General features: G+C 63.9%; 12 protein-coding genes and 2 pseudogenes. All 14 read left to right on the top strand.

Features of this window, described 5'->3' with window-relative positions:
• Positions 1-27 precede the first annotated feature (27 nt).
• Positions 28-1,035: an ABC transporter ATP-binding protein gene (locus tag CUR85_RS16875; RefSeq protein WP_067268484.1), complete on the top strand. Its 1,008-nt coding sequence runs from the start codon at positions 28-30 to the stop codon at positions 1,033-1,035.
• Positions 1,032-2,141, top strand: a complete 1,110-nt coding sequence (locus CUR85_RS16870) for an ABC transporter ATP-binding protein (protein WP_067268486.1) — start codon at positions 1,032-1,034, stop codon at positions 2,139-2,141. The genes CUR85_RS16875 and CUR85_RS16870 overlap by 4 nt, the downstream gene beginning before the upstream one ends.
• 41 nt (positions 2,142-2,182) lie before the next feature.
• Positions 2,183-3,697, top strand: coding sequence for an ABC transporter substrate-binding protein (locus CUR85_RS16865; protein ID WP_136720361.1), 1,515 nt, complete (start codon positions 2,183-2,185; stop codon positions 3,695-3,697).
• 66 nt (positions 3,698-3,763) lie between these two features.
• A complete protein-coding gene (locus tag CUR85_RS16860; RefSeq protein ID WP_067264018.1) occupies positions 3,764-4,708 on the top strand; it encodes an ABC transporter permease in 945 nt (314 codons plus the stop codon).
• Entirely contained in the window at positions 4,708-5,607 is a 900-nt protein-coding gene (locus tag CUR85_RS16855; RefSeq protein ID WP_197470871.1) for an ABC transporter permease, read from the top strand. The genes CUR85_RS16860 and CUR85_RS16855 overlap by 1 nt, the downstream gene beginning before the upstream one ends.
• 11 nt (positions 5,608-5,618) lie before the next feature.
• Complete coding sequence (locus CUR85_RS16850; RefSeq protein ID WP_209273828.1) at positions 5,619-7,412, top strand: gamma-glutamyltransferase family protein; 1,794 nt, start codon at positions 5,619-5,621, stop codon at positions 7,410-7,412.
• A gap of 3 nt (positions 7,413-7,415) precedes the next feature.
• Positions 7,416-8,177, top strand: a complete 762-nt coding sequence (locus CUR85_RS16845) for a DUF1028 domain-containing protein (RefSeq protein ID WP_067266469.1) — start codon at positions 7,416-7,418, stop codon at positions 8,175-8,177.
• Between the two features lie 4 nt (positions 8,178-8,181).
• Positions 8,182-9,023: pseudogene (locus CUR85_RS16840) on the top strand (sulfite exporter TauE/SafE family protein).
• A complete protein-coding gene (locus tag CUR85_RS16835; RefSeq protein WP_067266482.1) occupies positions 9,020-9,733 on the top strand; it encodes a FadR/GntR family transcriptional regulator in 714 nt (237 codons plus the stop codon). The pseudogene CUR85_RS16840 and the gene CUR85_RS16835 overlap by 4 nt, the downstream one beginning before the upstream one ends.
• Before the next feature lie 188 nt (positions 9,734-9,921).
• Positions 9,922-10,901, top strand: a pseudogene (phnD, locus tag CUR85_RS16830) (phosphate/phosphite/phosphonate ABC transporter substrate-binding protein).
• Between the two features lie 55 nt (positions 10,902-10,956).
• Positions 10,957-11,730 carry a phosphonate ABC transporter ATP-binding protein gene (gene phnC, locus CUR85_RS16825; RefSeq protein ID WP_067266488.1) on the top strand — a complete coding sequence of 258 codons (774 nt, stop codon included), beginning with the start codon at positions 10,957-10,959 and terminating at the stop codon, positions 11,728-11,730.
• Complete coding sequence (gene phnE, locus CUR85_RS16820) at positions 11,727-12,521, top strand: phosphonate ABC transporter, permease protein PhnE (RefSeq protein ID WP_067266491.1); 795 nt, start codon at positions 11,727-11,729, stop codon at positions 12,519-12,521. The genes phnC and phnE (CUR85_RS16820) overlap by 4 nt, the downstream gene beginning before the upstream one ends.
• Positions 12,518-13,327: a phosphonate ABC transporter, permease protein PhnE gene (gene phnE, locus CUR85_RS16815; protein ID WP_067266492.1), complete on the top strand. Its 810-nt coding sequence runs from the start codon at positions 12,518-12,520 to the stop codon at positions 13,325-13,327. The genes phnE (CUR85_RS16820) and phnE (CUR85_RS16815) overlap by 4 nt, the downstream gene beginning before the upstream one ends.
• Positions 13,324-14,229, top strand: coding sequence for an HAD-IIA family hydrolase (locus CUR85_RS16810; RefSeq protein WP_067266500.1), 906 nt, complete (start codon positions 13,324-13,326; stop codon positions 14,227-14,229). The genes phnE (CUR85_RS16815) and CUR85_RS16810 overlap by 4 nt, the downstream gene beginning before the upstream one ends.
• Positions 14,230-14,244 lie beyond the last annotated feature (15 nt).

The raw sequence follows: 14,244 nt of genomic DNA, 5'->3' as shown, positions 1-14,244 counted from the left end.
CTGATATTGGTTCAAGAAAGCGGTCCATTGCCCAGCCCCGACACCGGTCCCGACAAGGTTTTGCTCGAAGTGCGCGACTTCAGCCTGCGCTTTCGCGGCGCGCCGAGCGACCAGATCAACCATGTGAATTTTACCGTCCACCCGGGCAAGACGCTCTGCGTCGTCGGGGAAAGCGGTTGTGGGAAAAGCGTGACCTCGCTGGCGATGATGGGCTTGCTGCCGGCCGGTGCGGCGACCATCCGCTCGGGCGAGATGGTTTTCGAAGGTCAGAAGCTCGACATCGCCGACCACACTGCCATGCGCAAGCTGCGCGGCAGTCGGATGACAATGATTTTTCAAGAGCCCATGACCTCGCTCAACCCCGCCTTCCGCATCGGCGACCAGATCACCGAAGCCGTGCTGGCCCATAGCGACGCCAGCAAGTCCGAGGCTGAGGACAAGGCGCTGGCGATCCTCAAGCGGGTCGGCATTCCGGCGGCAGAAAAGCGAATGCGCGACTACCCGCATCAACTCTCCGGCGGCATGCGCCAGCGGGTGATGATCGCCATGGCCTTGGTCAACGACCCCGCGCTCTTGATCGCGGATGAGCCGACGACCGCCCTCGACGTGACCATTCAGGCGCAGATCCTCGAATTGATCCGCGACCTTCAGGCCGAGACCGATATGGGCACGATCATGATCACCCATGACCTTGGCGTGGTGGCCGAAATCGCGGATACCGTGGCCGTCATGTACGCGGGCACGATCGTCGAAACCGGCCCTGCGGAACGCATCTTTAACGACCCGCAGCACCCCTACACGATCGGCCTCATGTCCTCGATCCCGCAACTCAGCGGTCCGCGTGGACGGTTGGCGACCGTGCCGGGCATGGTGCCGACGACGCAGAACATGCCCCAAGGCTGCCGTTTTGCCACGCGTTGCCCCTTCGCCCAGCCCATCTGCGCGCAGGAGCCGCCGCTTGCGCCGCTGGAGGGGGGGCATGCCGTGGCCTGCCATTTCGCCCCGCTGGAGACACATCTGGAGCAGAGCGCATGAGTGACACAATCCTGACAGCGCGCGGGCTGAAGAAACATTTCAAAACCTCGGGCGGCGGATTGGCCAAAGGGGCCACGGTCAAGGCGGTCGATGACGTTTCCTTTGACGTGCGCCGGGGCGAGACCTTTGCCATCGTCGGCGAATCCGGTTGCGGCAAATCGACCCTTGCGCGGCTGCTGATGCGCTTGCTGACGCCGACCGAGGGCGATGTGAAGTTCGACGGGGCGGATGTGCGCAGCCTTTCGGGGCGCGATCTGACCGCCCTGCGCCGGGACATGCAGTTCATCTTTCAAGACCCCTTCTCATCGCTCAACCCGCGCATGAGCGTCGGCAAGCTGGTCGGTGAGCCGCTGGAGACCCATTTCCCCCAGATGTCCGCTGCCGAGCGGCGCGGCAAAGTGGCCGAACTGCTGGCCAAGGTCGGTTTGCGCCCCGAACATGCCGAACGCTACCCGCATGAATTCTCGGGCGGCCAGCGGCAGCGAATCGGGATCGCGCGGGCGCTGGCCTCGGCCCCGAAACTGGTGATCGGGGATGAGCCGGTCTCGGCCCTCGACGTTTCGGTACAGGCGCAGGTGATCAACCTGCTTGGCGATCTGCGCGATGAATTGGGGCTCACCTTGGTCATCATCGCCCATGACCTCGCCGTGATCCGCCATATGAGCGACCGTGTGGCGGTGATGTATCTGGGGCAAATCGTCGAACAGGGCGATGTCGACACGGTCTATAACCATCCGCGCCACCCCTATACCCGCGCGCTCTTGTCGGCCATTCCGGTGGCCGCCCATGGCGCGCGCGCGCCGCAGACCGCACTTGAGGGTGAGATGCCCAGCCCGGCGAACCCGCCCGCAGGCTGCCGCTTCCACACCCGCTGCCCCTTTGCCAAAGAACGCTGCGCGAGCGAGCCGCCCTCATTGCGCGAGACCCGCGCGGGCGAGGGCCATGTCGCCGCCTGCCATTACTTCGAAGAGATCGCCGCCGCCACGCCGGACCTCGGCCTTGCCGATGCGCCCGAACGTGCCCCCGGGGCCGCCGCGCGCTTTGCGCTTTACCAAGACGCCATGCGGGACCGGACCACGCTCCGCCCCCGCCAAAACCAAGAATAACAGGCTGAACCAGACTCATTGAAACGACAGGAGAGTTCGACATGACACTGACCAAAATGACACTTGCCGCTGCATTGCTGGGGGCCACGACCCTCGGCGCGCAGGCGGCTGACCTGCGCATCGCGCTGCAATCGGACGCCGATGTGCTGGACCCCGACCAGTCGCGCACCTTCGTGGGCCGCATCGTCTACGCGTCGCTCTGCGACAAGCTGGTGGACATCACACCCGACCTCAAAATCATCCCGCAGCTGGCGACCGAATGGTCCTTTTCCGAAGACGGCAAACAGCTGACCATGAAACTGCGCGACGATGCGGTCTTCCACGATGGCACGCCCTTTGATGCCGAGGCCGTGGCCGCCAACATCGACCGCAGCCAAAACATGGAGACTTCGCGCCGCAAGTCCGAACTTTCCTCCATCACCGGCGTCGAAGTGCTGGGCAGCCATGAGATCCGCTTTGATCTGGCCGATGCCGATGCCACGCTGATGGCGCAATTCGCCGACCGCGCAGGCATGATGGTCTCCCCCACCGCTGCTGAGGCCGCGGGCGATGACTTTGGCCTGAACCCGGTCTGCTCTGGCCCCTACCAGTTCAAAGAGCGTGTGGCCCAAGACCGTATCGTGCTTGAGAAATTTGCCGAATATTACGATGCCGAGGAATACCACTTCGACACCGTCACCTATCTGCCGATCCCCGACACCACCGTGCGTCTGGCGAACCTGCAATCAGGTGACATCGACATGCTTGAGCGTCTGGCCGCGACCGACCTCGCGCAGGCCGAAGGTGACGACAGCATCAACGTGGAAAGCGCCGTGTCGCTCGGCTATCAGGGCATCACGATCAACGTGGCCAATGGCGAAAAGGGCGACAACCCTTGGGGCAACGACAAACGTCTGCGTCAGGCGCTGAGCTATGCGATCGACCGCGAGGCGATCAATCAGGTCGTCTTCAACGGCGCCTTCGCCGCGGGCAACCAGCCTTTCCCGCCAAACTCCCCTTGGTACAGCACCGACTATCCCGTGCCTGAGCGTGACGTGGAAAAAGCCAAGGAACTGCTGGCCGAAGCGGGCTTTGCCGATGGCATCGACCTTGAGGTACAGGTGCCCAACACCACGATTCCGCTGCAACTGATGCAGGTCGTCCAATCCATGGCAGCCGAGGCGGGGATCAACATCTCGATCACCTCCAAGGAATTCGCGACGCTGCTGGCCGACCAGTCGGCGGGTGACTATCAGGCGAGCCAGATCGGCTGGTCGGGCCGGGTGGACCCCGATGGCAACATCCACCAGTTCATGACCACCGAGGGCGGGATCAACGATTCCAAATATTCGAACCCCGAAGTGGATGAGCTGCTCGACAAGGCGCGCAAGTCCAACGACCAAGACGTGCGCCGCGAGAGCTATACCGCTGCCCGCGCGATCCTGAACGAAGAGATGCCGATCGTGTACCTCTACCACCAGACATGGATCTGGGCGCTTGATTCCGACATCACCGGTTTCACCCCCTATCCTGATGGCATGATCCGCCTTGCGGGCATGAAAAAAGAAGAAGGCTAACCCTTCTGCATCCGCACCGCCGGGCCGGTCCCGGCGGTGCCCCTCCCCTGAGCGAGACGTTTCAAAATGCTGTCCTTCATCCTGCGCCGTCTGGTGATCGCGATCCCGACGATCATCCTGATCTCGGTCTTTGTCTTCACCCTGCAAAAGCTGCTGCCGGGCGACCCGGTGCTGGCCATGGCCGGCGAAGAACGCGACCCGCAGGTGCTGGAGTTCCTGCGCGAGAAATACCGCCTGAACGACCCGATCCCGGTGCAATATTTCACTTGGATCGGCAACGCGCTGACCGGTGACTTGGGCATTTCGCTGCGCACCAACCAGCCGGTGCTGGAGCTGATCGGAGAGAAACTGCCCGTGACCATCCAACTGGCCACGATGGCAATGATTTTTGCCCTGTTGATCGGCGTGCCTGCGGGCATCTTCTCTGCCGTCAAGAAGGGCACCGTGACCGATTATGTGGCCAATGTCGTGGCGCTGTCGGGCCTGTCGATCCCGAACTTCTGGCTGGGCATCATGCTGATCCTGCTGGTCTCGGTGAAATGGAAACTGCTGCCCGCCTCGGGCTATGTGCCGCTGAGCGAAGACCCCATCCGCTCCATCACCGTGATGATCATGCCCGCTTTCGTGCTGGGCACGGCGCTCGCGGCCACACTGATGCGCCACACCCGGTCGGCCATGCTGAGCGTCCTGAGCAGTGACTACGTCCGCACCGCCCGCGCCAAGGGTCTGGTCGAGCGGCGGGTGATCCTGAAACACGCCTTTCGCAATGCGCTGACGCCGATCGTCACGCTGACCGCCCTGCTCTTTGGTGAGCTGATCGCGGGCGCGGTGCTGACCGAACAGATTTTCACCATCCCCGGCTTTGGCAAGCTCGTGGTCGATGCCGTGTTCAACCGCGATTACGCCGTGGTCCAAGGCATCGTCCTCGTCACCGCCGTCGGCTTCATCTTCATGAACCTGCTCGCCGATGTCGCCTATGTGCTGCTGAACCCCCGCCTGAGGAAGCAATAATGGCTCAACCTGCCACCCCCATCACCATCGACGCCGAAAGCACCGCCGATCCGGTCCTCTCCGCCCGCCCGGAAAACCGGGTTTGGAAGAAGTTCCGCACCCATCGCAGCGCCATGCTGGGCGGCGTGCTGGTGGTCTTCTTCTGCGCCATCGCGCTTTTGGCCCCGCTGCTGCCGATCCCCGACCCCGCCGCCACCGATTGGGGCGCGGTGCGCAAGGGGCCTTCGGCAGCGCATTGGATGGGCACCGATGAGTTGGGCCGCGATGTGCTGAGCCGTCTGGTCTGGGGCGCGCAGGCCTCCCTGCTGGCCGGGGTCGTCTCGGTCGCCATCGCCCTTGGGCTTGGCGTGCCTTTGGGCATCGTGGCGGGCTACTTCGGAGGCTGGACCGACGCGGTGATCTCGCGCTGCACCGAAGCATTGCTCGCGGCACCTTTCCTGATCCTCGCCATCGCGCTTGCGGCCTTCCTCGGGCCGAGCCTGACCAACGCGATGATCGCCATCGGCATCTCGGCCACGCCGATCTTCATCCGCCTGACCCGCGGTCAGGTGCTGAGCGTCGCCGCCGAGGATTACGTTGAAAGCGCCCGCGCCATTGGTCTGAGCACGCCGCGCATCCTGCGCCGCTATATCTTCCCCAACGTGCTGCCGCCCGTGTTGGTGCAGGCCACGCTGACCGTCGCCACCGCCATCATCGCCGAGGCGTCGCTCTCCTTCCTTGGTCTTGGCCAGCAGCCGCCGGCGCCCTCTTGGGGGTCGATGCTGAACACGGCGAAGAACTTCCTCAATCAGGCGCCTTGGATGGCGCTTTGGCCCGGCATCGCGATCTTCATGGTTGTGCTTGGCTTCAACCTTCTGGGCGACGGGCTGCGCGACGCGCTCGACCCACGCGAACACTGACCGGAGACGACATGACCCCCTTCACCACCCGCCCCGAGATCCGCGGCTCCTTTGGTGTCACCACTTCGACCCATTGGATCGCCTCGACCGTGGGGTTCGGCATCCTTGAAAAAGGTGGCAACGCCTTTGACGCCGCTGTCGCCGCGGGCTTTGTCCTGCAAGTGGTCGAGCCGCATTTGAACGGCCCGGCGGGCGACCTGCCGATCATCTTTCACGACGCGGAGAAACAGACGACCAAGGTTGTCTGCGCCCAAGGGGTCAGCCCCGCCGCCGCCAAGCTGGAGCATTTCGAGGCTCTGGGTCTCAAGTTGATCCCCGGTTCGGGTCTTCTCTCTACCGTGGTGCCGGGGGCATTCGACGGCTGGATGCTGATGCTGCGCGACCATGGCACGATGGGTCTGCGCGAGGTGATGCAACCGGCGATCGACTATGCCCGCGACGGGCATCCGGTGCTGCCGCGCGTGTCGAACACCATCAAGGGGCTGGCCGAATATTTCGCCGCCGAATGGCCCAGCTCCGCCGCGGTCTGGACGCCCGGCGGTGCGGCGCCTGAGCCGAACGCCAACTTCAAGAACCCCGATCTGGCCGCGACCTATGAGCGTTTGGTCAGCGAGGCCGAAGCCACAAGCGAAGACCGCAGCGCACAGATCGAAGCGGCGCGCAAAATCTGGTCCGAAGGTTTCGTGGCAGATGCGATTTTCGACTATCTCGAAGATGCCTGCGTGCATGACGTGTCCGAGCAAAAGAACAGCGCCCTTCTGGCGCGCGAGGACATGGCCAAATGGCAGGCCAGCTACGAAGACACGCTGACCTACGAATACCACGGCTGGACGGTGCATAAGACCCACGCTTGGTCGCAAGGCCCGGTGTTCTTGCAGACCCTCGCCATCCTCAAACATTTCGATCTTGCCGCGATGGACCCGATGGGCGCCTCCTTTACCCATACGGTGATCGAGGCGATGAAACTCGCCTATGCCGACCGCGAGGCCTATTACGGCGACCCCGAGCAGAGCATCATCCCGATGGAAGAACTGCTTTCTGATGCCTATAACGCGGAACGCGCGAAGCTGGTGAACGGCAAGGCATCGCTTGAGCAGCGCCCCGGCGTGATCGCGGGGCTGGAGCATCTGGCCGAGCGCTATATCGAACGCGCGGCCCGTGATTTCGGCGTTCAGAACGCAGCCCCGCAAGAGCCGACGATGGCGCATTTGACCGAGAAACGCGGCGATACCGTGCATCTCGATGTGATCGACCGGTGGGGCAATATGGTCTCGGCCACGCCCTCGGGCGGGTGGTTGCAGAGCAATCCGGTGGTGCCGGGGCTTGGCTTTCCACTGAACTCCCGCGCGCAGATGTTCTGGCTTGAGCGGGGTTTGCCCACCTCCCTCGCCCCCGGACGGCGTCCGCGCACCACGCTGACCCCCTCTTTTGCCGAACATGCCGATGGGCGGCAGTTGGTCTTTGGCACGCCGGGCGGCGACCAGCAGGACCAATGGCAGCTGATCTGGTTCCTGCGTTTCGTGCACCACGGCCTCGACCTGCAAGAGGGGATGGACGCACCGCTGTTCCACACGCTGCACTTCCAAAGCAGTTTCTTCCCCCGCCAAGCCCTGCCCGGCGAGATGATGATCGAACCCAATGTCGGCCCCGCAGTGATCGACGCGCTGCGCGCCCGGGGGCATATCGTTACCGTGGCCGAGCCATGGTCGGTGGGCCGAATGACCGCTGCGCTGCGCAACCCTGATGGCAGCCTTCACGCCGCCGCGACCCCCCGCCTGATGCAGGCCTATGCCGTAGGACGCTGACCCATGACCTATTCCATCATTGCCCGTGATCCGGACAGCCAAGAGATTGGCATCGCCGTGGCCAGCCGTTTTTTCGCCTGCGGTGCCGCCGTGCCCTACATCGGGCGGCGCGTCGCCGTGGCCACACAGGCTTTCGTCAACCCGCTCTGGGGGACCGAAGGCCGGCGCATGCTGGAAAGCGGCGACCCCGCCGAAGCACTGCTGAAGGAATTCGCCGCCCGCGATGCGGGGCGCGACATCCGCCAGTGTCACATGCTCGATGCCCAAGGAAACTTCGCCGCGCATACCGGCGCGGGCTGTGTCGATTGGGCCGGGCACCGTGTGGGGACCATTCACTCCGTCGCGGGCAATATGCTGACCGGGCCGGAGGTGGTGGAGGCCACGTTCGAGACCTACGCCGCGCGCCATGACCTGCCGATGGCCGAACGTCTGCTCGCCGCCATGCGCGCGGGCGAAGAGGCGGGCGGCGACATGCGCGGGCGTCAAGCGGCGGGGCTGGTGATCCACCGCGGACAGGACCACGCTTATCTCGACCTGCGCGTCGATGATCATGGCGATCCGCTGAGCGAACTTGACCGGCTGTTCGACGTCGCCGGAGAGCGCTATCTCCATGTGGCCGAAGCGATGCCGAGCCTCGACAATTTCTCGGGCACCTCGGACCGCGCGCCGATTGATGCGGCGATCACCCGCGCCGAAGAGGCCCGCAAGGCGGCGGGCAAGCCCAGCCGGTCGCTGGCGACAGATTTAGAGACAAAGAAAGATTAACCATATGAACGCGCTCGATTTCAGCCAGCTTCTGCCCCTTCTCGCCATTGCGGTTTCCGCCGGGGTCTTTGGCGGCATCCTTGCGGGGCTGCTTGGTGTGGGCGGCGGCATCGTGATCGTGCCCGCGCTTTATCTTGCGCTGTCGACGGCGGGGATGGACCCGGCGATCACCATGCAGGTGGCGGTGGGCACCTCGCTTGCGACAATCGTCTTTACCTCGCTGTCCTCGGGCTATGGTCACTTCAAACGCGGCGCGATTGATATGGACCTTTTGAAACTCTGGGCGCCGTCGCTGCTGATCGGCGTCGTGATCGGCGCGCTTCTGGGGGGCTATGTCTCGGGGCTGATCCTTGTCGGCGTCTTTGCCACCGTGGCCGCACTCGTTGCCCTCGATATGATCTTTCGCAAAACCAAGGACGACCCCACGCCGCGCGGCTTTGCCAAACCGATCTGGGCGATTCTCGGCGTCGTCACCGGCGGGCTGTCGGCGATGATGGGCATCGGGGCGGCACCATTGGCGTGCCGTTGTTGAACTTTCTGGGCTACGACATCCGCCGCGCCGTGGGCACCTCTGCCGCGATCGGTTTCATCATCGGCCTGCCCGGTGCGGTGGTCTATGCGCTCACCGGCCTCGGGGCCGAGGGGCTGCCGCCCTTCTCGCTAGGCTATGTGAACCTTGCGGCGGCGGCCATCATCATTCCGCTCACTTCCAGCTTTGCCCATGTAGGTGTGAAACTAGCCCATAGCATCCCGCGCCGGGCGCTTCGGTTTGCCTTTGGAATTTTCCTAATGGTAACCTCTCTGCGTATGTTCATTGATTTATTTGAAGCGTTTTCCAACTCATGACACAGACCCCCCAGTCCGCCCCAAGTGAAGATGAATTGGCCGAGCGGCTGCGCGGAGCGATCCGCCAGGGGGACATCCTGAACGACGGGCGGATGCCGCCCGAACGGGCGCTGGCCGAGCATTTCAGCGTGAGCCGGGCGCGGCTGCGGCTGGCGCTTGGCCTGTTGCAAGAGGACGGCACGATCTACCGCCGCCACGGCCAAGGCACATTCGCCACACCGCCGCCCGCGACCAATGCCGACAGCCTGCGCCACCTTGCACGACAGGTCACGCCAAGCGACGTGATGGAAGTGCGGCTAGAGGTTGAGCCTGCCCTTGCCGCCCTCGCCGCCGACCGCGCCCGCCCGCAAGAGATCGAGCGGTTGGATCAGTTGATGCGCGCCACGCTGAACCTCAGCGACCCGGACGCCTATGAGGCGGCGGATGACATGTTCCACTACAAGATCGCCGAGATGGCGCGGAATCCGCTGTTCCTTACGGTCTACGAATCCATCCGCGCGGTGCGCCGCGAAGTGGCATGGACCTCGCGCCGCCGCACCTATCACGCCCCCGAAACGCTACAGGTTCTGGGCGAGCAGCACATGACCCTGAACGACGCCATCGCCCGGCGCGATACGCTTGGCGCTGCCGCTGCGATGGAGCAGCATTTGCTGACCGTTTCCAAAACCCTGCTGCGCGACCGGGTGCGCAAGATCGAACTCGATCTCTGAAGCCCCCGTTTCGACTGGTTAAACCGCGCACTGGCCTTCCTCGCTTTGCGGTGGGAGATGTTACAGCTTTGAGACAATTTTGTCCGCCGACGCGCCGGAACAGCTTGCAAACGAAACTGTTCGATGTTCGTATCTGCGCATTATTGTATTTCGCGCCAGATGCGCGGATTCTCAGGGAGGAGAACGCAATGTCTCATAAATACCTATTCGCCGCAGGTCTCACCGCGGCCTTCACACTGACGGGCAGCCTTGCCTTCGCGCAAGAGGATTGCGAGCGCGGCGCCTTGGACAAGATGTTCTGCGACGCCGATGGCGATCTGGTCGCCGATGCGCCGACCGATCCCGATATGCTGAAAGACCCGTCGACGCTGGTCTTCGCCTATACCCCCGTCGAAGACCCGGCGATCTACGAGGACATCTGGACCCCTTCATCGCGCACCTTGAGGACGTGACCGGCAAGGACGTGCAGTTCTTCGCCGTGCAGTCGAACTCCGCCGAGGTCGAGGCGATGCGTTCGGGCCGCCTGCATATCGCCGGTTTCTCCACCGGTCCCACGCCCTTTGCCGTGAACCTCGCAGGCGTTGAGCCCTTTGCCATCATGGGTGCCGAGGACGGTCAGTTCGGCTACAAGCTGCAGGTCTACACACAGGCCGACAGCGACATCAAGGAGATGAAGGATCTGGCCGGCAAGCGCATCGCGCATACCTCGCCGACCTCGAACTCCGGCAACCAAGCGCCGCGCGCGCTCTTCCCCGATCTGGGCGTCGTGCCGGGTGAGGATTACGAAGTGACCTATTCGGGCAGCCACGACCAGTCCATGCTGGGCGTCGTCGCGGGTGACTATGACGCGGCCCCGGTGGCCTCCGAAGTGGTCGACCGTATGGCCGAGCGTGGTCTCTACGACCCCGAGGACGTGCGCATCGTCTGGGAAAGCGATCCCTTCCCGACAACCTCCTACGGTGTCGCGCATGACCTCGCGCCCGAGCTGAAGGAAAAGATCAAGGAAGCCTTCTTCTCCTTCGACTTCGAAGGCACAGCCCTGGGTGAGGAATTCGCGGGCGTGAGCAAGTTCGTCCCGATCACCTACAAGGACCAGTGGGCGGTGATCCGTCAGATCCAGAAGGCGAACGGCGTCGAGTACACGCCGCAGGGCCTCGCGGCTGAATAATCGTTCAACACCGGGGGCCGACCAAGCGGTCGGCCCCACGTTTAAGGTACATTAAATGCTGAAAATCTCCGACCTCGTGAAACGCTATGGCAGCGGTGATCCGGTGCTGAAGAACCTCGACCTGACGATCGAGGGCGAAAGCGTCGTTTCGATCATCGGTTCCTCCGGCGCGGGCAAATCGACGCTGCTGCGCTGCATCAACCGACTGGTGGAGCCGACCTCGGGGTCGATCATGCTCAACGGCACCGAACTGACCAACCTGCGCGGCAAAAACCTGCGCGCCGCGCGGCGCAAGATCGGCATGGTGTTTCAGGGCTTCAACCTCGTCGACCGCCTCACGGTGATGGAGAACGTCCAGTCCGGTCGCTTGGGCTACATCTCGACATGGTCCGCCGTGACCCGCCGCTATCCCAAAGCCGACATCCGCCGCGCCTATGAGCTGATGGAGCGTGTCGGCATCGCGCAATATGCCAACACCCGCGCCGACCAGCTTTCGGGCGGTGAACGCCAGCGCGTCGGCGTGGTCCGCGCGCTGATGCAAGACCCGGACATTCTGCTGGCGGATGAGCCGACCGCCTCGCTCGACCCCAAAACGTCAGAGCAGATCATGGGCCTGCTGCGCGATCTGGCCGGGGAGCTGAAACTGCCGGTGCTGATCAACATCCACAACGTGACCGAGGCCAAGGAATACACCGACCGTATCGTCGGCATGCGCTATGGCCGGATCATCTTCGACGACAAGCCGAGCAAGCTCGACCAAGCGGCGATGGATCAGATCTACGCGGGCAGCCCCCATGCGGACCGCGCCAAAGATGGGGCCGCGGCATGAGCGCGCCGCGGGACAGTTGGAAAAAACCACCCTTCATCGCCAACCCGGTGCTGCGGTGGGCGGTGATCTTGGGCGCGGTGGCCTATTTCGGTTGGGTCGGTCTGACCATGCCGATTGACTGGAACCGCGTCGCCGAAGGGCTGGGGCGCGCCGGGCGCATCTTCGGCGGGGCCTTCCCGCCCAGTTTCGAACGCTCGGGCCTGTTGATCGACGGTTTTCTTGAGAGCCTCAAGATCGCCATCCTCGCCACCGCGGGCGGCGTGCTTTTGTCGATCCCCATCGCTTTCATGTCCGCGCGCAACGTGGCACCCAAGCCGATCTTCTACCTTGGCCGCGCCATCATCATCGTGGCGCGCAGCTTTCACCCGGTGATCGTGGCGATCCTCTTCGTCAAGGCCGTGGGCTTTGGCCCCTTTGCGGGTGTGCTGACGCTGATCGTCTATTCCATCGGCTTCGTCGCCAAGATGCTGGCCGAACGGATCGAGGAGATCGACTTCGGTCAGGTGGAGGCAATGCGGGCCGCCGGTGCGCCCTATTTCTCGACCCTCGTCTACGCGATCTTTCCCCAGATCATGCCGCGGCAAATCGGTCTCACGATCTATCAGCTCGACAGCAACCTGCGCGCCTCAGCGGTGGTGGGCATCGTCGGCGCGGGCGGCATCGGGGCGACGCTCGCCAATGCCTTTGGCCGCTACGACTATGACTTCGCGCTGGCGATCACTATGGTCATCGTCGGTGTCATCCTTGTTTCCGAAGCCGTCAGCGGCGTGATCAGAAAGCGCATCCAATGACGACGATTGCAGAGAAATTCGGCCGCGACGACTGGACCCGTTTCACCCTGCGCCAACGCCTCACGCGCTACGGCGTGCTTCTGGGCTGCGCCCTCGCCATCGCATGGGCGCTCACTTCGATCGAGGTCATTTGGGCCTGGGTCTGGGGCGCGCCCGAGCAGATTGGCGACCTTTTCGGTCGCATGTATCCGCCCGACCCCAGCAACCTCGACACCATCCTCAAGGTGCTTTGGGACACGGTGAACATCGCCACTTTCGCGACCACCTTTGCGGTGCTGCTGTCACTGCCGGTGGCCTATATCGCGGCCCAAAACACCACGCCCAATCGGGCCACGCTCTGGCTCGGGCGGCTCATTCTCGTGACCTCGCGGTCGGTGAACACGATCATCTGGGCGCTTCTCTTCGTGGCGATCTTCGGCCCCGGCGTAGTGGCGGGGATCCTCGCGATCATGTTCCGCTCCATTGGCTTCATCGGCAAGCTTCTGGGCGAGGCGATCGAGGAGATCGACCGCCGCCCCGTGGAGGCTCTGGAGGCCACCGGCGCATCACGCTTCAAGGTCATCGCCTATGCCATCGTGCCGCAGGTCATGCCGACCTTCTGGGCTGTCTCGATCCTGCGGTGGGACATCAACCTGCGCGAATCAACCGTTCTGGGCCTCGTCGGCGCGGGCGGCATCGGGATCATCCTGCAAGGTGCCATCGACACCTTCAACTGGCCCGAGGTCGCCACGATCCTCATCGCGATCATCGTGTTGGTGATCATCGGTGAGGTGATCTCGGCCTTCCTGCGCCGCCGCATCCTGTGAGTCTCGCCATAGACTCTGCGCAGGCGCTGGCCGAATACCAGCGCCTGCGCCCCCGCCTGCCCGCCTGCGACAAGCTTGGCCATGGGGCGGAGGCCGCCCGTTTCCTCGATATCGTCGCGCCCTATGAGTTGATCCTGTTCGACGCCTATGGCGTGCTGAACGTCGGCGAAACCGCGATCACGGGGGCCGCGCAGACCATCGCCGCTCTGCGCGAGATGGGCAAATCGGTCATGGTCGTCAGCAACTCCGCCGCCTATCCCAAGGGGCATATGATGGACCGCTACGCGCGGCTTGGCTTTGATTTCGCAGCCGACGAGGTGGTCACCAGCCGCGAGGCGCTGCTGCACCGCGTCGCCGAAGAGCCCGCGCGCCGATGGGGCGTGATGCTGAATCCCGATAAGGACATGGGAGAGATCGCCGACCTCGGCGCGACCGTTCTGGCGGATGATCCGGCAGTCTATGACCGGGCCGAAGGGTTCCTCCTCGTCGGGGCGGATGGGTGGACTGAGGCGCGGCAGGCCCTGTTGGAGGCCAGTCTGAAACGCCAGCCCCGGCCCGTCTTCGTCGGCAACCCCGATCTCGTCGCCCCGCGTGAGGATGGTCTTTCGCTCGAACCCGGCTGGTTCGCGCATCGTCTGATCGACGCGACCGGTGTGGCGGTGCATTTCTGCGGCAAGCCCTTCCCCGATATCTTCGATCTGGCCCTCGCTCGGGCAAAGCCCGTCGATCCGGCGCGCGTGCTGATGGTCGGCGACACGCTGCACACCGACATCCTCGGCGGCGCGCAGGCGGGTTTCGCCACGGCACTGGTCACCGGCCACGGCTCCCTCTTGGGGTTGGAGGTTGCTGCGGCGATCCAAAGCTCGGGCATCGCGCCCGATCATATCGTCACGGAAATTTAGCGGCGCTTTGCTGTG

The sequence above is a fragment of the Sulfitobacter faviae genome, from assembly GCF_029870955.1.
Taxonomy (GTDB): Bacteria; Pseudomonadota; Alphaproteobacteria; order Rhodobacterales; family Rhodobacteraceae; genus Sulfitobacter; species Sulfitobacter faviae.
This window is presented reverse-complemented; position numbering and strand designations above follow the sequence as displayed.